The following is a 21448-nucleotide window of genomic DNA, read 5'->3' on the forward strand; positions in this document are numbered from 1 at the left end:
TGAAAGGCAATGTATCCACGAATTAGCCCACAATAAATGCTCAAATCGTTATATTTATCCCACCTTTTGAGTGTTATCGAACGTTTTGTTTTGAGCGTTTTGCGACTTTGATTCGATATAATCATTCACTAGCGCCTGTTCCACTTGGCTAAGCACAATACCTAGCTTGGTGCGACGCCATAAAATATCGTCACTGGTGTAGGCGTATTCATGTTGGATTAAGTAATCGATCTCACATTGATAGACACCTTGAGCAAAGCGTTGTCCCATATCTCTTTCGTCCTCAATACCTTGCAGCATGCGTTGTGTATTCACCCCATATTGATGACAGTAACGACGAATGGTTTTATCAGTAAGCCAAGGGCATTGCTGGCGTAATTTCATCGCTAATAAATTTTCATCATAGCCTTCGCCACCCGGCAAGATAGAACCCGCGGTCCAAGCATTACCCATTTGTGGGAAGAAAGGCGCAAGTTGTTTCATGGCCGATTCCGCGAGCTTACGATAGGTCGTTAACTTACCACCAAAAATGGACAGTAATGGCGCTTCTTCCCCTTCCTGTTCAAGCGATAAGGTGTAATCACGCGTGATGGCTTGTGGAGAGTCGGATTCATCATCACACAATGGACGAACGCCACTGTAAGTCGAGACGATATCTTGGCGTGCGATCTGGTGAATGAAATGCTGGTTCACAACCTTAATCAAGTAGTCAATCTCGGCATCATCAATGGCGACTTTTCTTGGATCGCCTTGGTATTCAACATCGGTGGTACCAATCAGCGAGTAGTCTTCCAGGTAGGGTATCACAAACACAATGCGTTGATCGTCGTTTTGCAGAATATACGCCTGCTCTTCCTGGTGGATCTTCGGCACAATAATATGTGAACCTTTGATCAAGCGGATCCCATAAGGTGATTGAGCGTTCATGTTATCGGTAATAAAACTGCGCACCCAAGGACCGGTGGCATTGACTAAAGCGTGGCATTGACGTTCAAAGCGCGTGTTAGTGCGCTTATCCAATAGGGATACCTGCCAGATATCACCAATGCGTTCCGCTTTTTCAACCACACAATAGTTCTTGATTTCGGCACCTTGCTGCTCTGCTTGCTGAATATTGAGCAAGACCAACCGGGCGTCATCCACCCAGCAGTCTGAATATTCAAAGCCTTTAACCATTTCTTCTTTTAAGACATTGGTTTGGCGGAAATCGACGCCATGGCTTCCTTTCAAAGTTTCATTTTTTGCAAATAAGCCGCGTTTACCGAGATGATCGTAAAGGAATAAACCGGCACGGATCATCCATGCTGGGCGTAAAAATGGGCGATGAGGCAGACGAAAACGCATTGGTTTCGCGATATGCGGTGCTTTTTTGAGTAACACTTCACGCTCAGCCAGTGATTCTGACACTAAGCGAAACTCATAATGCTCAAGATAACGCAGACCACCGTGGATAAGCTTTGAGCTTGCTGATGAGGTAGCGGAAGCAAAATCGTTCGCTTCATAGAGGGCTACGTTTAATCCTCGGCCAGAAGCATCCGCTGCGATACCGGCACCATTGATCCCGCCACCCACGACGATGAGATCTAACACCTCATTTACATTTTCTTTCTTTGTCATCTTAACCTCGGTTCGAATTTATCAATAAAATGTTCGTTCGAGCATTTTTGTTATAATTTACCGAAAATAAATAAACTGTCTAGATCATATTTATGTTCTTTTTTGTTTTTATGTTTATTTTTATTGCTCGAATAGTTAAAAATTTGAGCGTACGCACATTTGTGATTATTGTTTGTTTACATATTTGTTACATGTTGTAGCTTTCAGTTCGAATTATTCCAATAACTAGGATCTTTTTAGAAGTAGATCTGCCAATAACTAAAAATAGGTCGTCAAATGTCTACAACAAATAAAAATCAATTACTCGGAGAGTGTTTGTCGGAATTTATCGGTACAGGGTTACTGATCTTTTTCGGGGTAGGGTGTGTTGCTGCTCTAGTGCTAACTGGAGCCAGCTTTGGACAATGGGAAATCAGTATCATCTGGGGGATAGGGGTTGCTGTGGCTATTTATTGCGCGGGTGGGGTGTCCGGCGCACATTTGAACCCTGCGGTAACCATTGCTCTCACCTTATTTCATGGCTTTGATAAAAGAAAAGTCATTCCTTATATTGGTGCGCAATTGCTCGGTGCGTTCAGTTCTGCTGCTTTAGTGTACGCTTTATACAGCAATCTCTTTACTCAATATGAAACGCTTCACTCTATGGTGCGTGGATCACAGGATAGCCTGGCATTAGCTGGTATTTTCTCAACCTACCCAAATCCCGCTTTAAGTTTTGGCGGTGCTTTTGCGGTGGAATTTGTCATTACGGCAGTATTGATGTTTGTGATTTTAGCGCTGGGTGATGATAGAAATGGCGCACCAAACGGAGCCGTCACACCTTTATTAGTTGGGCTATTAATTGCAGTAATCGGTGGTTCTCTTGGTCCATTGACTGGCTTTGCGATGAACCCTGCGCGTGATTTTGGACCGAAGTTTTTTGCTTACCTGGCTGGCTGGGGCGATATGGCGTTAACTGGTGGCAAAGATATTCCGTACTTTATTGTGCCGATTGCTGCTCCTATTCTCGGCGCCTGTTTCGGTGGTTGGTTATATCCAAAAGTCATTGGTGCCTATCTAGCAGAAGTGGATCAACAGCCAAATGATCCGGCAGAGAATGCACCACAAGTTTCAACTAATAACGCATAACAACATCACGATATAAATAGGAAAATAACATGGAAAAGAAATACATCGTCGCTTTGGATCAAGGCACAACCAGTTCTCGCGCAGTGGTACTCGATCGTGATGCCAATATTGTTTGCAGTGCGCAGCGTGAATTTACTCAAATTTATCCGCAAGCCGGGTGGGTTGAGCATGATCCATTGGAAATCTGGGCATCGCAAAGCTCGACTCTGGTTGAAGCACTGGCGAAAGGCGGCCTACATTCGGATGAGATTGCCGGTATTGGTATTACTAACCAGCGTGAAACCACCGTGGTGTGGAACCGAACTACGGGTAAGCCGGTTTATAATGCCATTGTGTGGCAGTGTCGCCGTACTGCGAGTATTTGTGAAGAACTGAAAAAAGCCGGTCTTGAAGAGTATATTTTAGAAAACACCGGCTTAGTGGTCGACCCGTATTTCTCGGGTACCAAAGTAAAGTGGATTCTTGATAACGTGGAAGGCGCACGAGAGCAAGCTGAAAAAGGCGAATTGGCATTTGGTACCGTCGATTCATGGCTGATCTGGAATATGACTCAAGGCCGCACTCATGTGACGGATCCAACCAATGCCAGCCGTACTATGTTGTTTAATATCAACACCCTTGAGTGGGACGACAAATTGCTTGATGAGCTTGGCATTCCTAAGTCTATGATGCCGGAAGTGAAGTCATCGTCTGAAGTGTATGCGCAAACCAACATTGGTGGTAAAGGCGGAACCCGTATTCCCATTGCCGGTATTGCGGGTGACCAACAAGCGGCGTTGTTTGGGCAGATGTGTGTGGAAGCCGGACAAGCGAAAAACACTTATGGCACAGGTTGCTTCTTATTGATGAACACCGGCGATAAAAAAGTGACCTCGAAAAATGGCTTATTAACCACCCTTGCTTGTGGACCTAAAGGCGAAGTGAGCTATGCCCTCGAAGGTGCAGTATTTATGGGTGGCGCATCGATTCAATGGTTACGTGATGAATTGCAATTGATTAGTGATGCTGCTGATACCGAATATTTCGCGACCAAAGTAGATACCTCAAACGGTGCTTATGTCGTGCCGGCTTTCACTGGATTAGGTGCTCCACATTGGGACCCGTATGCTCGTGGTGCGATTGTTGGCTTAACGCGTGGTGTCAACCGTAACCACATTATCCGTGCCACTTTGGAAAGTATTGCTTATCAGTCATTGGATGTGATTTCAGCCATGCAGGCCGATTCAGGAATCAAGCTTGATTTCTTGAAAGTCGATGGCGGCGCGGTAGCCAATAACTTCTTAATGCAGTTCCAATCGGACGTGTTAAACACCGAAGTTCAACGCCCAGTTGTCACTGAAGTCACCGCGTTAGGCGCTGCATACCTTGCCGGCCTTGCCGTGGGTTTTTGGGGTAGCATTGATGAGCTGAAACATAAGTCAGAGCTAGACCGAGCTTTTAAACCTTGCGCCGATGATGGCAAACGTGAACGTCGTCATAACGGCTGGAAGCGAGCAGTAGAGTGCGCGAAAGGCTGGATTGAGGAGTAAAAATAACGAGTCTCGGGCGCTGCGCTTCTCGGACGCGTTGCTGCTCGTGGCTTGGAAAAGCAAGAGCAGGAGAGCCGAGATTCGGGGACGCTGCGCTCGGGAGCCGAAAAGCGTGTACGGTACTCGGTTTTCGGGCGCTACGCTGCTCGTGGCTCGGTAAAGATAAGAGTGGTTTCTAGTTGCGTGTTTCGTGTAGCTTGGAAAAGCAAGAATCAGAAGATCCGAGATTCGGGGACGCTTCGCTCGGGAGCCGAAAAGCGGTTACGGGTTATGGTATTCGGTTTTCGGTCGTTTCACTGCTCGTTACTTGGAAAAGATAAAAGCAGATGCGTTGTTTATGTATTGAAATAGAGAATAAATAACGTCATTCCGTACATGAGCCTAGGCGAAGAAGATACGGAATCTCCTACAGCGTGTTGATACATCAATTACTGTAGGAGATCCTGAACTACGCTCCTTCGTCGCTATTCAGGATGACGTCTTTCTAGATGACATCATCCATCCTAAGATCTTTCGAGCTAGAATCAGCAACGCGCCCGAAAACCGAGTCACGTTCATGCTTTTTCTCGTAACCCGAAGCGAAGCTTTCACGCATCACGCGACAATCTTTTGCTCTTCCTCGCTCTGGCCTTTCGCTTTCCGAGCGACGAATTACCTTTTAAAAATTAACGGTAGTCGTTTCACCTTCAGTCAACGTTGTTTCTTTCACTTGACCATCGGGTTGAGGGATCGTCAAACCATCAAACTGGATAGAATCATCCGCTTCGCCACCACAATATAATGCGACAGTGTAAGTGCCACTGGGTAAGAAGCCGAATTCATACGTGCCTGCTTCATCGAGCTTAGCAGTAGCATAAGGTTCAATTGTTCCTTCTGGTAGCGTTGACGTTGAGCTAAATTCTTCGTCATTCTCGTCGTATAAATCACCGAGTTTAGTGCTGTCTAAATTTGAACCTTGATAAAGGTAGACAAAATTATCTTCTGTCGCGAGGCAGGTATCTGTAATGGTCGTGATAGCACCATTTAGAGTAGCCGCGCTTTCATTATCAATAATTGAAACGCCATGCGGTTTGAGGATGTATCCATTGTTGTTATTAGCGTTCCCTCGTAATACCAGAGATTTACGTAAATCAAACTCAATAGTAAAGGCTTGAGTGGCATCTTCCGTCACAGTGAAGCTACCCAGTCTTAACTTATTGCTCGGTTGTTTGAGTGGCTGCTCTCCCGCATTATCAATCACTTTATTGATGCCGCTTTCTTTAGTGACATGCAAAATAAGGTTCTTGTATTCACCGACAGGAACAGGTTCATCGGTAATAATGAGTTTTGAATCTTTTCCCTGATAGGCAAGCAGATCAATTTGGTGGTAATCCACTCCGGCGGAATCCGGTTCGACATCTAAGGTAATCGAGTCGCCACTTTGGGGAACAAGTTCAATTTGTGTAATGCCAATATAAACATTTTGCGCTTCATCTACTGGTGCATCGGAGACGGCAAAAGAAACATTCGCGGTTTTTTGTGGGTCGCTATCGTCTGAGTCGGAACCACCACAACCACTAAGAATTAAAGCTGACGTTGCTATCACTGCTGTTAAATATTTCATGATTCCCTCATGTATTTTTTAGAATGTAGAGAATCTAATTTTAGGTAATGTGATAAAAATGTTAATAGCACTTGCGGTTATTTAACATTTATTGACGGAGGATTGACGGGAAGAGTGGTTTCGATACTCGATTCTCGGTCGTTTCACTGCTCGTTACTTGAAAGAGAAAAAGCGGCGGAGGTGGTGTAAAAAGGCGTCATCCTTGAGGAGCCTAGGCGACATCGAGGATCTATATACAGCACGCTGTAATAAGATTCCCGCTCTCTCTAAAGCTCGGCAGGAATGACGACTTTTGGGGCGAGCGCTTTTTCGAGTAACGAGCAGCGGAGCGCCCGTCACTCGAGTAACGTCTACCTACTTCTTCGCTTTAGCAAACGCGGCCGCGAATGCGCCACCCATTGCGCCACCACCAATTGGTTCTGGCTTGCTTTGACGTGGCTGTTGACGAGGTGCGCGACGATCACCGCTTGGTTTTGCACTGCGCTGTGCGTTTTGCTCACCCGGCTCATCGGTTAAGCGCATTGATAGGCCGATGCGTTTACGTTGAATGTCGACTTCCATCACTTTGACTTTGACGATGTCACCGGCTTTAACCACTTCGCGTGGGTCCGACACATAGCGGTCGGTCAGCGCGGAGATGTGCACTAAGCCGTCTTGATGTACACCAATATCAACGAAAGCACCAAAGTTGGCTACGTTCGATACAACCCCTTCTAAGATCATGCCAGGTTCGAGATCTTTGACTTCGTTTACGCCTTCAGCAAAGGTCGCCGTTTTAAACTCTGGGCGAGGGTCACGGCCCGGTTTGTCGAGCTCTTTGATGATGTCAGTCACCGTTGGCAGACCAAAGGTCTCGTCGGTGTAATCGGCGGCGCGTAGATTGCGTAAAAACTCACTGTCACCAATCAGTGCCTTGGTGGCTTTACCGGTTTTCTCAGCAATCTTCTTCACTACAGGGTAGGCTTCAGGGTGTACAGAAGAGGCATCGAGAGGGTTTTTGCCATCCATAATACGTAAGAAGCCAGCACATTGTTCAAAGGCTTTTGGCCCCAAACGAGGCACTTTTTTGAGGGCGCTGCGTGATTCAAAACGACCTTGCTCATCACGGTAATCGACGATGTTTTGTGCCATTGTTGTTGATAAACCTGCCACGCGAGTAAGCAGTGCCGCTGACGCCATATTCACATCCACACCGACGGCGTTTACACAGTCTTCTACGACCGCATCCAGACGTTTAGCCAGCATGCTTTGGCTGACATCGTGTTGGTATTGGCCAACCCCGATGGATTTTGGATCAATCTTTACCAGCTCTGCCAATGGATCTTGCAGGCGACGAGCAATCGATACGGCGCCACGCAAAGACACATCCATATCAGGAAACTCTTTGGCTGCCAGTTCTGAAGCGGAATACACGGAAGCGCCCGCTTCACTGACCATGATTTTCTGCACTTTCAAGTTGTTACGCTTGATGATGTCTGCCACAAAAGTGTCGGTTTCACGAGAAGCGGTACCATTACCAATCGCAATCAAATCCACATTATGTGCTTTCACCAACTTCAAAATAGTATTGGCTGAGGCTTCGACTTTGTTATGTGGCTGATGAGGGTAAATCGTCTCGGTTGCCAGTACTTTACCGGTGGCATCGACCACGGCAATTTTAGAGCCGGTACGTAAACCCGGATCCAAACCTAATGTGGCGCGAGGACCCGCAGGCGCGGCCATTAGCAAGTCTTTTAAGTTGGTAGCAAACACTTCAATGGCTTCGATTTCAGCACGTTCTTTCATTGCGCCCATCAGCTCGGTTTCAAGGTGCATCGAAATCTTAATGCGCCATGCCCAGCTGATCACTTGTTTGCGCCAATTGTCGGCTGGATGGTTATTGAAGTGAATACGGTAATGATCGGCAATAATGGTTTCACAGTATGAGCCACGCACGCTGTCTTCCTGAGCAGGATCAGCATTGAGCGACAGTTGCAAAAAGCCTTCATTACGGCCACGTAGCATGGCTAATGCGCGGTGAGAAGGCACACGGCTGATCAACTCATTGTGCTCAAAGTAATCTTTAAACTTCTCGCCTTCTTGCTCTTTACCGCTGACGACACGAGATTGCAATTCGGCATTTTTTTGCAAGTAAGTACGCACTTTTTCCAGCAAGTCGGCATCTTCGGCCATACGTTCCATCAAAATCGCGCGTGCACCATCGAGTGCGGTTTTAGTGTCCGCAATCGAGTCTTTGATGTATTTGGCTGCTTCCACTTCCGGATCGAGTTGAGGGTTTTGCCATAAATCATCAGCTAGTGGTTCAAGGCCAGCTTCAATCGCGATTTGACCTTTAGTGCGGCGTTTCGGCTTGTAAGGAAGGTAAAGGTCTTCTAAGCGCGTTTTGCTGTCGGTAGCGAGGATTTCTTTTTCAAGCTCTGGCGTGAGTTTGTCTTGATCTTTGATCGATTTGAGAATGGTTTGACGACGATCTTCAAGCTCACGTAAGTAAGATAAACGGCTGTCTAAACTGCGCAGTTGGGTATCATCTAACCCGCCAGTGACTTCTTTACGATAACGCGCAATAAAAGGCACGGTGTTGCCATCGTCAATAAGGGTAACGGTGGCAAGAACTTGTTCAACACGAACATTCAATTCTTGAGCAATAATCTGACAGATGGTGTTCTGTTGGCTCATAACGTCTCTCTTTATGGTGTTTTATACCTAGGTATATAATTGTGTGGAATTCTGCAAGGTAATTTTAGGTGGAGCAAGCCTTTAATCCTGAGTTGTCGTGAAATTAACACAATTCATCTCATCTTGAGTGATAAACATCTTTGAAATATCAGTAGAATGACGTTAACTGTGTAATGAATTTTTTATCAGGAAATTGTTTTGAAAACCAAGCTGATCACCCGAGAAGGGTACAACAAGCTCAAAGCGGAACATGACCATCTGTGGCATGAAAAACGCCCAGAAATCACTAAAATAGTTACTTGGGCGGCCAGTCTTGGAGATCGCTCTGAGAATGCTGACTATCAGTACAATAAACGTTTATTACGTCAAATTGATCGCCGTGTGCGCTTTTTACGTAAATTCTTACCCGAAGTGACCGTGGTGGATTACTCGCCGCAGCAAGAAGGCAAAGTGTTTTTCGGCGCTTGGGTAGAAATTGAAAATGAAGCGGGTGATATCAAGAAGTTTCGCATTGTCGGCCCTGAAGAAATTTATGGTGATGCCAAAGATTACATCTCAATTGACTCACCCATGGCGCGCGCTTTGCTGAAAAAAGAAGTGGATGATGATGTGGTGGTGAAAACCCCCGACGGTGATAAAGAGTGGTTTATCAATCAAATCTATTATGAAAAAGCATAATGGATTGATAATCAGCATACCTAAAGGCAAATTGATAAGAAAAGACCAGAAAAAGGGTATGTATTTGTTACAAATATGAAGTTAGTTAAAGACAATCCCCTTAGTTTTTCAGTATTCTGAAGGTAATTTGTAGTTGGGTGGTATTTGCCCGCAAAGACTGAATAGGAATAAATGGATGCAACAAGAAAATTATAAAATTCTAGTGGTTGATGACGATGCTCGTCTGCGTTCATTGCTAGAGCGTTATTTAGCAGAGCAAGGCTTTCAAGTTCGTAGCGTGGCGAATGCTGAACAAATGGATCGTCTGTTAACGCGCGAAAACTTCCACTTGATGGTGTTGGATTTGATGCTACCCGGTGAAGATGGTTTATCGATTTGCCGCCGTTTGCGTAAAGACAATAACCAGCTGCCTATCGTCATGCTGACCGCGAAAGGCGATGAGATTGATCGCATCGTTGGCCTGGAAGTCGGTGCGGATGATTACTTGCCAAAACCATTTAATCCTCGTGAATTACTGGCTCGTTTGCGTGCAGTATTGCGTCGTCAATCGGTAGAAGCCCCAGGTGCGCCAAGTTCAGATGAAGAAATCGTTGAATTTGGTGAGTTCACCTTAAACCTAGGTACGCGTGAAATGTTCCGCGGTGAAGAGTCAATGCCACTGACTTCCGGTGAGTTTGCGGTATTGAAGATCCTCGTGACCCACGCTCGCACGCCAATGTCGCGTGATAAGCTAATGAACATGGCTCGTGGCCGTGAATATTCAGCGATGGAGCGTTCTATCGACGTTCAAATTTCACGCTTGCGCCGCATGTTAGAAGAAGACCCAAGCCACCCACGTTATATTCAAACGGTGTGGGGATTGGGTTATGTGTTTGTGCCGGATGGTAAAAAAGTGTAATGCGAGGCTAGAATCTCGTTGCTCGTCACTCGAAAAAGCGCAGAGCCTAACCGCAATGCGCTTTTATCTTTTTCTAGACACGAGAAGCAAAGCGCCTAAACTCGTAAACCGAATATCAACACGGCTTCATGACTTAAATTTTTATCTATAACTCGGATCTCCCCATGCTTCGTTTTCGCAGTTCTCGAACTCAAACCGTTTTTTTCTTAGTGCTATTGCTGATTGCCAGCCAAGTGTTGTCATACTTGATCGTGTTTAACTACGCATTGTTGCCGAGTCTAAAACAGTTCAACCGTATTTTGTCTCATGAAGTGCGGGTGATGCTGGATGAAGAAGACATGCTCAAAAATAGCGATATTAATGAGCGACCATTTCGACGGGAACTTTTAGCCGAACTTGGGGTGTCGATTTATCCTGATTCCAGCCCAGAAGCGCAAGAGTTTTATCATGCCTCGGTGATTGATTTTCTGAGTGAAGAAATGGGGGAACAAGTGGGCTCACCGACCGAAGTCCGACTTATTCTTGGCAAAGAAAGTTATGTGCTGTGGCTGAAAATTGATGATTTGCCTAACCGTTTAATTCGTATTCCACTAACCGAATTGACTGAAAAAGACTTCGCACCTTTATTTAGAAATAGCTTATTGATTGCTTTGGTGTTGATTGCCGGTATGTGGTTCTTTATGCGTTTGCAAAATCGCCCGCTGGTGGCATTGGAAGCCGCGGCGAAAAAGGTCGGTAAAGGTGAAATTCCAGAGCCGGTGCCAGAAAAAGGTTCAACTGAAATTTTGGCGGTAACCAAAGCGTTTAACCAAATGTCGAAAGGCATTCAGGCGTTAGAAGAAGACCGCGCGCTATTGATGTCTGGCATCAGCCATGACTTACGCACGCCGTTAACTCGTATTCGCTTAGCCACTGAAATGATGTCGCCAGAAGATGATTATTTGGCAGAAAGCATGATTAAAGACACCGAGGAGTGTAACGAGATCATCAGCCAATTTATGGATTATTTAAAACCGGCTCAAGTGCATGATCATAAACCGATCGATTTGAATCAGATTGTGTCCGATGTGGTGATGGCGGAACAAGATAAGCACAGCACCGAATTTGAACTGCAAGTCGCCAATAATATTCGTCATGCGCTCGGTGAAGCCGTGGCAATGAAACGAGTGGTGTCCAATTTGATTGTTAATGCCATTCGCTATGGTGATGGTTGGATTCGCGTTTCAACCGGTATGACCGCCGATAGTAAACTGGTTTGGGTCACGGTAGAAGATAACGGCCCAGGTATTGATAAAGCCAAATTAGATTCATTGTTTGAACCCTTTACTCGAGGTGATGCAGCTCGCGGCAGCAGTGAAGGCGCAGGCTTAGGTTTAGCGATAGTGAAGCGTATCGTTAGCCAGCATCAAGGTGCAATTTTGGTGACTAACCGCAGCGAAGGCGGCTTGAAAGTGCAGATTAGTTTTCCAACCGCGAAGAAGAAAAAGGGGTAAAGCGGGAGCGAGTTCAGTTCCTAGTCTCTAGTTTCTAGGAAAAGCAGAGAGCCGAGTGACGGGGACGCTGCGCTCGGGAGCCGAAAAGCGGGTTCGGTACTCGGTTTTCGGGCGTTTCACTTCTTGTTACTCGAAAGAGCTTGGTAGGAGGGGCTGTTGCGAGTAAAAAATTGTCATCCCGGAAACGAGGGACGAGTTATCAGGGATCTAGCAACGGTATGAATTTCGTAGATCCCTGATGTCGCCTTGCGGCTCCTCAGGGATGACGATTTATTTAGAGTTTATAGGCTGGAATGATGTCGTCGGCTTTTTCTTTTTCGAGAAACGAGCAGCGCAGCGACCGAGTAACGAGATTCGGTTTTCTTTTCCGAGAAACGAGCAGCGCAGCTCCCGAATCCCGAGCCCCGAATAACTATTTTTCTTCCTTCGTCGCTGGCAGCACCATACTCAACACAATCGCTGTGATCCCGCCTGCCGCTACGCCTGATGAGAAAATGCTCTTAATAAATTCAGGCATAAACTGAAGAATCTCTGGTTTTTGCGCAATGCCTAATCCCATCGAAAACGACAGTGCCATGATTAAAATGGCGCGACGGTCTAAATCCACACGCGAGATAATACGCACGCCCGCTGCGGCAATGGTACCGAACATCACAATGGTTGCGCCGCCCAATACTGGCTCAGGAATAAGTTGTACAAAGCTAGCGACGCCTGGGAATAACCCTAATAAAATCAACATGGCAGAGATGAAGTAACCGACATAGCGGCTAGCCACACCGGTTAGCATAATGATGCCGTTGTTTTGGCTGAACGTGGAATTCGGGAAGCTGTTAAATACCGCCGCAATCGCTGAGTTCAAACCATCAGCAAGCACGCCGCCTTTAATGCGTTTTAAGTACACTGGGCCATCAACTGGCTCGCCAGAAACTTCCGAAGTAGCCGTAATATCACCAATCGCTTCAAGTGCCGTGATTAAGAAAATCAAGACTAATGGAATGAACAATGACCAATCAAAACCAAGGCCATATTGCATTGGAATAGGAAGCGCGATGAGGTCATGTTGAGCGCTGTCATTGAGGTTTAGCATGCCCATGAAGTAAGCCACAATGCAGCCAACAAACATGGCAATCACAATCGAAGCGACACGTAAATACGGGTTTTTAGCGCGGTTTAACACCACAATCAGCGCCAGCACAATACCGGCTAGAGCTAGGTTATCTAAACTGCCAAAGGTGCTGTTTTCCATCGCGCCATAGCCGCCACCAATCGAGACCAAGCCGATTTGGATCAGGGTTAAACCAATCAGAGTAACCACAATGCCTGAAACAAGTGGAGTAATGATTTTTTGTGCGTATTGCAAAATGCGTGATAGCAAAATCTCGGCACTGGAAGCTACTAGAATGGTGCCAAAAATTGCTGCCATCATAGTTTCAATCGACGCGCCGCCTGCTTTTAAAGATAAGCCCGCACCAATAATTGGACCTAAGAAGTTGAAGCTGGTGCCTTGAATCGAAAGTAAACCTGAGCCAATCGGGCCAATGGTACGAATTTGAATAAATGAACAAATGCCTGATGCAAATAGTGACATGCTGATGATGGTATTGGTTTGATCGGCCGGTACACCCAACGACTGGCAAATAATTAAAGAGGGAGTAATAACGGCTACAAACATAGCGAGCAAGTGTTGCAGCGCAGCAAAGATCGTCTGTGGCAGTGGTGGACGGTCGTTGAGTTGATAAACCAATTCAGTGGGGCGAGGTGTTTGCGGCGTAGTCATGAGCTTCCTTGGAGGTTTAATAATTGACCAATAAGTCAGTAATTGGTGGTGGCTATTATAGGAATTTGACAACAAAAAGCAATCGTTTGCGTGCAAAAGCAAAAGCAAGAGCTGAGGGGCGAGGACGCTGCGTTCGAGAGTCGAAAAGCGGGTTCGGTACTCGGTTTTCGGGCGTTTCACTTCTCGTGGCTAGGAAGAGCTAAGAGCAGAAGATCCGAGTTGCGGGGACGCTGCGTTCGAGAGCCGAAAAGCGAAAGAGCCGTTTCGTGTAGCGTGATACGAGAAACGAGAAACGTGGAAAAGCTTTTGCTCGCAACACGGAGCGAAGCGTACTCGGCTCTCGTATCAATCTTTTCGCTTTTCCGAGCAGCGCAGCGTCCGAGCACCGATACCCGATCCTACGCCTTCACATACCCACTTCTATCTCCCAACCATCGCTCAATGATCGCTTTGGCATGTTGTGGATATTGCTGATGTAGGTGACGTGCAATTCGCTGCACTTCAGGGATCAAATATTGATCACGCAATAGGTCGGCGATCTTAAAGTCGGCAAGACCGGTTTGTTTGGTGCCAAGCACTTCACCGGGGCCGCGGATCTCGAGATCTTTTTGCGCAATGACAAAGCCATCGTTACTTTCACGTAGTACCCCAAGGCGTTTTTGCGCCGTTTTAGACAGCGGAGCGTGATAGAGCAATACACAATGGCTGGCGACGGAGCCTCGACCAACACGGCCACGCAATTGATGAAGTTGCGCCAAGCCTAGGCGCTCTGGGTTTTCGATGATCATCAAGCTGGCGTTGGGCACATCCACCCCAACTTCAATCACCGTAGTGGCGACCAGTAAATGCAAGTCGCCTTGTTTAAATTGTTGCATCACTTGTTGCTTTTCAGCCGGTTTCATACGGCCATGCACTAAGCCAATGTTGAGTTCGGATAATTGACGCTGCAGTTCTTCGGCGGTATCGGCCGCGGCTTGCGCTTCCAACACTTCTGATTCATCAATTAAAGTACAAACCCAATACGCTTGTTTTCCTTCTTGTGCACAGGCAACTCGTACTCGCTCAATGATGTCGTTGCGGCGGGTATCGGCAATTGCCACGGTTTGGATCGGCGTGCGTCCCGGCGGAAGTTCATCGATGATCGAGGTTTCTAAATCGGCATAAGCGGTCATGGCTAAGGTGCGCGGGATCGGTGTTGCGGTCATGATCAATTGATGCGGATAGGTGCCTTGCTTCTTGCCTTTTTCGCGTAACTCTAAACGCTGGTGGACACCAAATCGGTGTTGTTCATCAATGATCACTAAGGCCAAATGATCAAATTCGACATGCTCTTGAAACAGCGCGTGCGTGCCGACCACCATTTTGGCTTCACCTGAGGAAATTCGGTCAAGTTGAGTTTGTTTGGCTTTACCGGTGAGTTTACCAGCGAGCCAACCAACCGGAATGCCGAGCGGTTCTAACCATTGAGCAAAGTTGAGCGCGTGCTGTTCGGCAAGTAATTCGGTAGGGGCCATTAATGCTACTTGATAGCCTTGTTCAAGTGCATGTGTGGCGGCCAGTACTGCAACTAAGGTTTTGCCGGAGCCCACATCGCCTTGCACTAAACGCATCATAGGATGAGGTTGGCGTAGGTCCTGTTCTATTTCTTGCACCACGCGCGCTTGAGCACGGGTTGGAGAAAACGGTAACGTTGAGAGCAATGTCTGTTTTAGTTCACCTTGGCAGTTGAGTGGCAGTGCCGCATCTTGCTGGCCTTGACTGCGTACATCGAGCATCGACAGGTTTTGCGCCAATAATTCTTCGATGATTAAGCGACGTTGGGCTGGATGTTTGCCAAGCTCAAATTGCTGTAAGTCGATATCTGGTGAAGGGCGATGAATAATATGCAGCGCTTGATTGAGCGTGATTTGATGATCGTACAAACCGCTGGGTAAGAGTTCACTGACGGCGGCGCTGTCTAATAATTCCAGTGCTTGGTCCGTGAGATTTTTGAGTGTGTTTTGACGCAGCCCTTCGGTGGTTGGGTAAATCGGTGTCAGGCTTTGTTCTAATTGCGGTGCCTCACTCCCCGATAAAAAGTGATAATCGGGATGGACAATTTCCAGCCCCATGTTGCCACGTTTGATTTCACCGTAAGCATAGAGAGGGCGACCTTCAGCAAAGCTGTTTTTCATCCCTGCATTGAAATTGAAAAAGCGCAGAGTGAGCGTGCCATTGCCGTCGCTGACTTTGACTGTGAGCATTTTTTTGCGACCAAAGTGAGTATCGCAACTCATCACTCGGCCTTGAATGGCAACAAATAAGCCTGCGTGTAATTTGGCTATGGGAAAAATGCGGGTCCTATCTTCGTAGCGCAGCGGCAAATGAAACAGTAGATCTTGAACCGAATGCAAACCAATCTTCGCTAGCTTTTCAGCCACCTTAGCCCCTACGCCCGACAGCGAAGTTAAAGGGATAGATGAAAGGATTTTTGGTTGCATGTCGTTTCTCGTTGTTAGTTTATGGAGACTAGAAAATCGAGACCTTAACCTAAATTCCCGTCATCCCTGAAGCGACGGAGGAGCTATCAGGGATCTATGTCCAGCACCGTTGTTAGTAGATTCCTGCTCTCGCTTAGGCTCGGCTGGAATGACGCTTATTAGTGAGGACGCTACGCTCGGGAGCCGAAAAGCAAAAGAGCCGTTTCGTATAGCGTGATGCGAGAAGCGTGGAAAAGCTTTTTCTCGCATCACGGAGCTAAGCGCACTCGGCTCTCGTATCTCTTTTTGCTCTTTCGAGATACGAGCAGCGAAGCGCTCTCGGCTCTCGTGACAATTTTTTGCTTTTCGCTCTTTCGAGAAACGAGCAGCGTAGCGCCCGAAATACGAAATACGATATACGCTCTTGCTCTTTTCGCAACACGGAGCGCAGCGTTCACGCATCACGCAACAATCCTTTCTCTTTTAGTCCCTATACCTAATCCCTTTATTCTGCCCATCTGGCATGGTTTTAAAGCGCTTGTGCAGCCACATCCATTGATCGCCACCACGTAGGATCAGTTTCTCGACCGTTTTATTCATGTGAATGGCGGCACCTTCTGGATCGCGACGTGGGAAACCTTCGCTGATGTCTTGCTCAATACGGAAATCGTAACGGAAGCCAACGCGGAAACAGGAAACCGGCAAAACCGCGCATTTGCTGGCATCGACCAACACACTGGTACCCGTTGTAGTACACGCATCGGGTACGGCGAAGAAAGGCACAAACACCGCATTTTTCGGGCCGTAATCGTGATCTGGCAAGTAGAATAACTTCTTCCCTTTGCGTAGCACTTTAAGCATGCCTTTCACGTCTTTTCTATCCACCATGATGTTACCACTGCGAGTGCGGCCCCAATGTTGAATAAAGTTATAAGCAGGGTTGTTGTGCGGACGATACACGCCATAACCCGGTGAGAACAGAGCACAACAGCGAGCCGTTAATTCAAGGTTTAATGCATGTACACCACAAATAAGAGTGCCACGTCCTTCTTTTTCAAATTTGGTTAAACGATCAACATGGTAAAAGCCAACTCGCTTTCTTAAGCGCCAGTCTGGCCAAAACCAGGCGATCGCACTTTCAAACAGAGCAAATCCGGTATTTTTAAAGTTTTCACGCACAATGTAATCACGGCGAGTTTTACTGATGTCCGGAAAGCACAGTTCTAAATTGCGTTGCGCCACTTTAACGCGCTTTTTCACCACAAACATGGATAAAAAGCCAAGGCTGCGACCCATCCAGTATTGAACTTGATAAGGCAAAATATTGACTAATAAAGCAATAAAACCAAAACCAAGCCAAACTCCCCAGTATTTCGGATGCAGTAAACCAATTGAGAATTTGGGTGGAACAAAACTGACGAGAGATTCTTCTTGTTGGGATGATTTCTTATCGGTCATTTATTTATCTCTACATTTTATACGTAATGATGATTAAAAGATTACGAATCTCGGACACTGCGTTTCTCGTAACTCGTTGCTCGAAATGATTTCTATACTTGCAGCGGGTGTTGTATTCCTATAAACGAGTAGCGAAGCGCCCGCATAACGAGTTTCGTTATTAATCCATCTGCGCTTTCAACAACGCCCAATATTGATCAAAATTCGCCGTGGGATGATATTTAAAATCTGAGCGTACGAATCGATTTAAGCTGCCTTCGACTTGGCCGAGTAATTGCGCCGCTAATACAGATTCATCAACGGGGAAACTTTTACCTTCACGAATTTGACGCTCACGTAAAATCTGGCGTAGTTGGGTTTCAATGCGGTCAAACAACTGGTTAATACGGCTGCGCAGACGCTCGTTTTCAAACATTAACGCGTGGCCAGACATAATGCGAGATAGCCCGGGGTTACGCTCAGCAAAAGCTAATAATAGTTGTAGTACCAATCGAATGCGATTCAATGTGTCTTTTTCTTCAGACAAGATGCGGTTAATGCGGGATAGAAGTGCATCTTCGATAAATTCAATTAAGCCTTCAAACATGCGGGCTTTGCTTGGGAAATGACGGTACAGCGCCGCTTCAGAGACCCCGACTTGTTTAGCCAGTTTCGCTGTAGTAATACGCGATGCCCCTTCGGTTGACTCTAACATTTGCGCCAACGCTTGGAGGATTTCTTCACGACGATTATTTTTTCTTGGCCCAGCCATGGTTTTTCCTTAACGTTAATACGATTCTCGAGCGCTTTGCTTCGCGTGACTCGTTGCTCGAAATAATGTCACTTTGAGGATGATGGTGTTGAATAGGACGCGAGTTTTATCGAGATACGAGTAGCGAAGCGTCCTAGTCACGAAAGTCGAAAACTATTTTTTACCCGAATGCCCAAATCCACCTTCGCCGCGTTCTGTCGCATCAAAATCTTCCACAAGATTAAATTCAGCTTGTACCACAGGCACAAACACTAATTGCGCGATGCGATCGCCCGGCTCAATCGTAAACGTGTCTTGGCCGCGGTTCCAAACCGAAACCATTAATTGGCCTTGATAATCAGAATCGATAAGACCAACTAAGTTACCAAGTACGATACCGTGTTTATGACCTAGGCCAGAGCGAGGCAAAATAGTGGCAGCAAGGCTAGGATCGGCAATGTGAATAGCAAGACCCGTCGGAACAAGATGCGTTTGACCTGGCTCTACCGTGAGTGCTTCATCAAGACAAGCTCGAAGATCTAAACCAGCAGAGCCTTCTGTTGCATAAGCTGGAAGCGGAAATTGCTCACCAATGCGGCTATCGAGAATTTTTAAATCAATTTTCTTAGTCATGAAATGGTCTTCTATTTTGTCTATTTAGAATGATTGTCTTTTATATCGCTTTGTAGCAACTGAGCTTTTTAACGGATCGCTTTAACGGATCATTTTGTCGTAGCAAATTGCTGTGCAACGACGGAAAGCAACTGTTTTGCCAATTGTTGCTTACTCGCCGTGGTAAGTGCTTGCTCACCGTTTTGCCAGTATAAATGCAAGGCGTTGTCGTTGCTATTAAATCCTAAACCTGCGACAGAGACATCGTTGGCGCAAATTAAATCGAGATTTTTTCGAGTGAGTTTGCTGCGGGCATATTGCTCTACATCTTGCGTTTCTGCCGCAAAGCCGACGGTATAAGGGCGATTTTCTTTCAGTGCCGCGACGGAAGCAACAATATCTGGATTTTTCACCATGTTGATTTGCATGTGATCGTTATCAGCGGTCTTTTTGATTTTTTGCTCCGCTACCGTTTCAGGGCGGTAATCGGCAACCGCGGCACAACCAATGAAAATATCTTGCTGAGTGGCGTACTGCATGACCACTTGATGCATTTGCTCGGCACTTTCTACATCAATACGTTGAACGTTGGCGGGCGTAGCTAGCGCAACCGGGCCACTGATTAACGTCACTTGAGCGCCCATTTGAGCGGCGGCTTCGGCAATCGCAAAACCCATTTTGCCAGAGCTATGATTGGAGATATAACGAACCGGATCAATCGCTTCACGGGTTGGGCCCGCTGTGATGGCGATCTTTAGATCTTGCAGTAATTTAGGCCCGAAGAATTGCTCACAAAGTGCCACTAACTCCATTGGCTCTAACATGCGGCCATAACCGACATCACCACAGGCTTGTTGCCCTGCGGCTGGCCCCCAAATCATCATGCCGCGCTCTGCTAGTGCCGCGATATTTTCTTGAGTTGCGCTATTGGCATACATTTGTTGATTCATGGCTGGAGCGACCGCAACCGGGGCGTCAGAGGCTAAAATCAAAGTGGTCAGTAAATCATTTCCCATACCGGCGCGTGTGCGAGCAATGAGATCGGCTGTGGCAGGGGCAAGTAAAATCAAATCTGCCCATTTGGCCAATTCAATATGACCCATGGAGGCTTCAGCAGAAGGATCTAATAAGCTATCTGATACCGGTTGGCCTGATACCGCTTGCATTGTGAGAGGCGTGATGAATTCTTTGGCCGCTGTGGTCATGACCACTTGCACTTTTGCACCACGTTCAATTAATCGGCGAGTTAGGTCAGCACACTTGTAGGCGGCGATGCCTCCGCTGATCCCTAAAAGAATTTTTTTACCTGCCAAATTTTGTTCTATCACAATCATTTACCTGAAATTTAAATGGTTTGAGATATGATCTCGAAATGTTTGCTGAGCACTTTAAGTGCTGCTCATGATGCCATAATTTATCACAACTTCACGGATTGGTGATGACACAAAATCGATATTCTTCTCAAGTCCGACTTTTCGATTGAAATAACGCTTCTATTGTAAACTTGTTTTGTTCTGATCATTGTTAAGATATTGAGCGGACTTTTTATTTGTTGCTTTGTACTCAAACAGAAAGCTTGGTGTTATCACGTTTTTATTCATCGAGTACACCATGTCTTTAAAAAGCCTCCCACAAGAGTCTCGCCCTAGAGAGAAGCTGTTATCACGTGGCCCGCAAGCGTTATCGGATGCCGAGCTCCTAGCTATATTTTTACGCACTGGCTTGCAAGGAATGAACGCCATCGAACTTGCTGCATATTTACTGCAAGAATTTGGTTCATTACGTGCTTTACTCAGTGCTTCGCAAGATGAATTTTGCTTGCATAAAGGCTTAGGTAGTGCCAAATATGCCCAGTTGCAAGCGGTTGTGGAAATGACGAAGCGTTACTTGGCCGAAACCATTAAACGAGGCGATGCACTGACCAGCCCGCAACATACCAAACAATATTTAAGCAGCGTATTACGAGACCGTCACCGTGAAGCTTTTTATGTGTTGTTTTTAGATAATCAAAATCGCGTGATCAGTGATGAGATCTTATTTGAAGGCACCATTGATGCCGCTTCCGTTTACCCAAGAGAAGTGGTGAAACGCGCGATGCACTTCAATGCTGCAGCGCTTATTTTGGCGCATAATCACCCATCCGGCGTAGCAGAACCTAGCGACGCCGACCGCCGTATCACCCGCCGTTTAGTTGAGGCATTAAATCTCGTCGATATTCGTATTCTTGATCATTTCGTTATCGGTGATGGCGAAGTGGTGTCGTTTGCTGAAAGGGGGTGGATGTAAATAGCGATCGCAGGCTTCTCGTGTTTCGGACGCTTCGCTGCTCGTTTTTCGAAAAAGAGCTCGACACCGATGATTGGATAATGAATATGTTTATGGATTGCTCATGCAGTATGAAAAATTAAGAGTATGGAAATTTAGTTTTGAATTGACTAAGCAAATTTATAGGCAATCAGAACAATGGAAAGATTATGCTTTAAAAGATCAGATCCGGCGAGCGTCAGTTTCTATTGTCTCTAATATCGCTGAAGGGGAGGAGAGACAAACATTAAAAGAGTCTATTCGATTTCTTTATATTGCCAAAGGCTCGGCTGGGGAAGTGTTAACTCAACTTATGTTGGCTCGTGAATTTGGTTATATCGAAGAAAATGTATCGTATAAGTACGAATTGTTAGTACGTGATATTTCTAAAATGTTAGCTGGACTTATCACTTCTAGAACGAAAAAGATAAACGAGTAAAAATGCGAAGTGTTTTAGGTATCAGTCTGTTTGTTTTGGCTTTTTTT

General features: G+C 46.2%; 16 protein-coding genes. 7 read left to right on the top strand and 9 right to left on the bottom strand.

Annotation, left to right across the window (positions count from 1 at the left end; genetic code table 11):
• Positions 1 to 54 precede the first annotated feature (54 nt).
• Positions 55 to 1617: a glycerol-3-phosphate dehydrogenase gene (gene glpD / locus Vgang_RS00945; RefSeq protein WP_105902647.1), complete on the bottom strand. Its 1563-nt coding sequence runs from the start codon at positions 1615 to 1617 to the stop codon at positions 55 to 57.
• A gap of 276 nt (positions 1618 to 1893) precedes the next feature.
• Here glpD and Vgang_RS00950 point away from each other — a divergent pair, with 276 nt between their 5' ends.
• Together Vgang_RS00950 and glpK are read left to right on the top strand one after the other, a co-directional pair.
• The gene (locus Vgang_RS00950; RefSeq protein WP_157946031.1) at positions 1894 to 2745 is read left to right on the top strand and encodes an MIP/aquaporin family protein; all 852 of its coding nucleotides are present in this window, start codon (positions 1894 to 1896) and stop codon (positions 2743 to 2745) included.
• Positions 2746 to 2774: 29 nt separating this feature from the next.
• A complete protein-coding gene (glpK, locus tag Vgang_RS00955; protein WP_105902646.1) occupies positions 2775 to 4274 on the top strand; it encodes a glycerol kinase GlpK in 1500 nt (499 codons plus the stop codon).
• A 658-nt stretch (positions 4275 to 4932) separates the two neighbouring features.
• Here glpK and Vgang_RS00960 read toward each other — a convergent pair.
• Entirely contained in the window at positions 4933 to 5877 is a 945-nt protein-coding gene (locus Vgang_RS00960) for a DUF4382 domain-containing protein (protein ID WP_105902645.1), read from the bottom strand.
• A 354-nt stretch (positions 5878 to 6231) separates the two neighbouring features.
• Entirely contained in the window at positions 6232 to 8553 is a 2322-nt protein-coding gene (locus Vgang_RS00965; RefSeq protein ID WP_105902644.1) for a Tex family protein, read from the bottom strand.
• A gap of 198 nt (positions 8554 to 8751) precedes the next feature.
• Here Vgang_RS00965 and greB point away from each other — a divergent pair, with 198 nt between their 5' ends.
• The 3 genes from greB (at position 8752) to envZ (ending at position 11622) form a co-directional block, all read left to right on the top strand.
• Positions 8752 to 9231 (top strand): transcription elongation factor GreB, encoded by a 480-nt coding sequence (gene greB / locus Vgang_RS00970; RefSeq protein ID WP_105902643.1) that lies wholly within the window; start codon positions 8752 to 8754, stop codon positions 9229 to 9231.
• A 175-nt stretch (positions 9232 to 9406) separates the two neighbouring features.
• Positions 9407 to 10129, top strand: coding sequence for an osmolarity response regulator transcription factor OmpR (gene ompR / locus Vgang_RS00975; protein WP_105902642.1), 723 nt, complete (start codon positions 9407 to 9409; stop codon positions 10127 to 10129).
• A 164-nt stretch (positions 10130 to 10293) separates the two neighbouring features.
• Positions 10294 to 11622, top strand: coding sequence for a two-component system sensor histidine kinase EnvZ (gene envZ, locus Vgang_RS00980; RefSeq protein ID WP_105902641.1), 1329 nt, complete (start codon positions 10294 to 10296; stop codon positions 11620 to 11622).
• Positions 11623 to 12034: 412 nt separating this feature from the next.
• Here the strand turns inward: envZ and Vgang_RS00985 are convergent, their stop codons facing one another.
• The 6 genes from Vgang_RS00985 to coaBC all read right to left on the bottom strand — a co-directional run bounded on the left by Vgang_RS00985 (position 12035) and on the right by coaBC (position 19986).
• Positions 12035 to 13399 carry a uracil-xanthine permease family protein gene (locus tag Vgang_RS00985; RefSeq protein ID WP_105902640.1) on the bottom strand — a complete coding sequence of 455 codons (1365 nt, stop codon included), beginning with the start codon at positions 13397 to 13399 and terminating at the stop codon, positions 12035 to 12037.
• A gap of 398 nt (positions 13400 to 13797) precedes the next feature.
• Positions 13798 to 15879, bottom strand: a complete 2082-nt coding sequence (gene recG / locus Vgang_RS00990) for an ATP-dependent DNA helicase RecG (protein ID WP_105902639.1) — start codon at positions 15877 to 15879, stop codon at positions 13798 to 13800.
• A gap of 462 nt (positions 15880 to 16341) precedes the next feature.
• On the bottom strand, positions 16342 to 17316 hold the full coding sequence (gene lpxL / locus Vgang_RS00995) for an LpxL/LpxP family Kdo(2)-lipid IV(A) lauroyl/palmitoleoyl acyltransferase (RefSeq protein WP_105902637.1): 975 nt from the start codon (positions 17314 to 17316) through the stop codon (positions 16342 to 16344).
• Between the two features lie 160 nt (positions 17317 to 17476).
• The gene (gene slmA / locus Vgang_RS01000) at positions 17477 to 18067 is read right to left on the bottom strand and encodes a nucleoid occlusion factor SlmA (protein ID WP_105902636.1); all 591 of its coding nucleotides are present in this window, start codon (positions 18065 to 18067) and stop codon (positions 17477 to 17479) included.
• A gap of 153 nt (positions 18068 to 18220) precedes the next feature.
• Entirely contained in the window at positions 18221 to 18679 is a 459-nt protein-coding gene (gene dut / locus Vgang_RS01005; protein WP_105902635.1) for a dUTP diphosphatase, read from the bottom strand.
• Between the two features lie 89 nt (positions 18680 to 18768).
• Entirely contained in the window at positions 18769 to 19986 is a 1218-nt protein-coding gene (coaBC, locus tag Vgang_RS01010) for a bifunctional phosphopantothenoylcysteine decarboxylase/phosphopantothenate--cysteine ligase CoaBC (RefSeq protein WP_245879945.1), read from the bottom strand.
• 283 nt (positions 19987 to 20269) lie between these two features.
• Here coaBC and radC point away from each other — a divergent pair, with 283 nt between their 5' ends.
• Together radC and Vgang_RS01020 are read left to right on the top strand one after the other, a co-directional pair.
• Entirely contained in the window at positions 20270 to 20944 is a 675-nt protein-coding gene (radC, locus tag Vgang_RS01015; protein ID WP_105902633.1) for a RadC family protein, read from the top strand.
• Between the two features lie 103 nt (positions 20945 to 21047).
• Positions 21048 to 21401, top strand: coding sequence for a four helix bundle protein (locus Vgang_RS01020; protein WP_105902632.1), 354 nt, complete (start codon positions 21048 to 21050; stop codon positions 21399 to 21401).
• Positions 21402 to 21448 lie beyond the last annotated feature (47 nt).

This window comes from Vibrio gangliei, from assembly GCF_026001925.1.
Taxonomy (GTDB): domain Bacteria; phylum Pseudomonadota; class Gammaproteobacteria; order Enterobacterales; family Vibrionaceae; genus Vibrio; species Vibrio gangliei.

What these genes read in the sequence shown, in the direction of transcription:
- radC (WP_105902633.1), top strand. Translation starts at nt 20,270, where the DNA reads ATGTCTTTAAAAAGCCTCCCACAAGAGTCTCGCCCTAGAGAGAAGCTG.
- slmA (WP_105902636.1), bottom strand. Translation starts at nt 18,067, where the DNA reads ATGGCTGGGCCAAGAAAAAATAATCGTCGTGAAGAAATCCTCCAAGCG.
- glpD (WP_105902647.1), bottom strand. Translation starts at nt 1,617, where the DNA reads ATGACAAAGAAAGAAAATGTAAATGAGGTGTTAGATCTCATCGTCGTG.
- Vgang_RS00950 (WP_157946031.1), top strand. Translation starts at nt 1,894, where the DNA reads ATGTCTACAACAAATAAAAATCAATTACTCGGAGAGTGTTTGTCGGAA.
- Vgang_RS00960 (WP_105902645.1), bottom strand. Translation starts at nt 5,877, where the DNA reads ATGAAATATTTAACAGCAGTGATAGCAACGTCAGCTTTAATTCTTAGT.
- dut (WP_105902635.1), bottom strand. Translation starts at nt 18,679, where the DNA reads ATGACTAAGAAAATTGATTTAAAAATTCTCGATAGCCGCATTGGTGAG.
- lpxL (WP_105902637.1), bottom strand. Translation starts at nt 17,316, where the DNA reads ATGACCGATAAGAAATCATCCCAACAAGAAGAATCTCTCGTCAGTTTT.
- recG (WP_105902639.1), bottom strand. Translation starts at nt 15,879, where the DNA reads ATGCAACCAAAAATCCTTTCATCTATCCCTTTAACTTCGCTGTCGGGC.
- glpK (WP_105902646.1), top strand. Translation starts at nt 2,775, where the DNA reads ATGGAAAAGAAATACATCGTCGCTTTGGATCAAGGCACAACCAGTTCT.
- Vgang_RS00965 (WP_105902644.1), bottom strand. Translation starts at nt 8,553, where the DNA reads ATGAGCCAACAGAACACCATCTGTCAGATTATTGCTCAAGAATTGAAT.
- envZ (WP_105902641.1), top strand. Translation starts at nt 10,294, where the DNA reads ATGCTTCGTTTTCGCAGTTCTCGAACTCAAACCGTTTTTTTCTTAGTG.
- Vgang_RS01020 (WP_105902632.1), top strand. Translation starts at nt 21,048, where the DNA reads ATGCAGTATGAAAAATTAAGAGTATGGAAATTTAGTTTTGAATTGACT.
- ompR (WP_105902642.1), top strand. Translation starts at nt 9,407, where the DNA reads ATGCAACAAGAAAATTATAAAATTCTAGTGGTTGATGACGATGCTCGT.
- Vgang_RS00985 (WP_105902640.1), bottom strand. Translation starts at nt 13,399, where the DNA reads ATGACTACGCCGCAAACACCTCGCCCCACTGAATTGGTTTATCAACTC.